Genomic DNA, 1,352 nt, shown 5'->3' with positions numbered 1-1,352 from the left:
ATCACCGGCAGCGTGCGCAGCGCATCGTGCGCGCGGATGCGTTCGAGCAGGCCGAAGCCGTCGAGCACCGGCATCATGATGTCGGTCACGACCACGTCGGGCCGCCGCCGCGCGATCGCGTCCAGCGCCTGCCGGCCATCGCCGGCGGCCTCGACATTCCAGCGCGCCCCCAGCACGCTCGCGATGTAGGTGCGCATGTCGGCGTTGTCGTCGACGATCAGCACGGTGGCACGCGGGGCGCCGTCGGTCCGCGGCGCGCGCGGCGGCATCGCCGGCGCCTGGCCGGCATGCAGGCCGTCCTCGACGAACGCATCCAGCGCGACCGCCGGCACGGCACCACCCGCGGCCGCCGGCGCGAGCCCCACCCGGTGCGCCGGCAGGTGCGCCACCCCGAGCGGCACGCTCACCGTGAAGCAGCTGCCCAGGCCCGGCCCGCTGGTCACCACCACGTTGCCGCCGTGCAGCCGCACCAGCTCCTTCACCAGCGCGAGGCCGATGCCGGTGCCCTCGTGCGAGCGCGAGCGCGCCCCGGCCACGCGGTGGAAACGGTCGAACACATGGGCGAGCGCCTCATCGTCCATGCCGATGCCGGTGTCGCGCACCTCCAGCACGGCCTGGCCGGCCTCGCTGCGCAGCGAGACGGCGATCTCGCCCTCGAACGTGAACTTGAACGCGTTCGACAGCAGGTTCAGGACCACCTTCTCCCACATGTCGACATCGACGAACACCTCGTGCGGAAGCGTGTCGCAGGCGACGACGAAGCGCAGCCCCGCGTGCTCGATCGCCGAGCGGAAGGCCGATGCGAAATCGCGCGTCAGCGCCGCGAGGTCGGTGGCCTGGTAGCTCGCCTCGACGCGCCCGGCCTCGATGCGCGAGAACTCCAGCAGCGAGTTGACGAGCTTGCGCAGCCGCTCGCCGTTGCGGTGCGCGAGCTGCAGCGCGTCGTGCAGATCGGCCGGCAGGTCCGGGCGCAGCAGCGCGTCCTGCAGGGGGCCCAGCATCAGCGTCAGCGGCGTGCGCARCTCATGGCTCACGTTGCTGAAGAACACGTTCTTCGCGCGGTCGAGCTCGGCCAGCGCCTCGGCCTTCTGCTGCTCTTCGAGCCGCGCGCGCACCTCGCCGAGCCGCGACGCGACCTGCGAGGCCACCAGCGACAGGAAACTGCGGTAGGCATCGTCGAGCCGCCGGCGCGGGCTGATGCCCACCACCAGCGCGCCGACGTTCGACGCCTGCCCGGCCACCGCCAGCGGCAGCACGACGGCCTGCTGCACCGGCTCGGTCCACGCACCGCGGATCGCGCCGACATGCTGCGCGATGCCGTCGGCCCGCTGCGGCAGCCCGCTGCGCTCGGC

The 1,352-nt window shown here is 73.1% G+C and carries 1 protein-coding gene; it reads right to left on the bottom strand.

The window, feature by feature from the left end; translation table 11 throughout:
- On the bottom strand, positions 1–1,352 hold a 1,352-nt coding region (locus AC1D01_RS34870), incomplete at both ends, for an ATP-binding response regulator (protein WP_477874116.1).

This window comes from Rhizobacter sp. P3_B12 (assembly GCF_056402895.1).
Note: the sequence above shows the minus strand (reverse complement) of the source record. Positions and strands in the feature narration are given on the sequence as shown.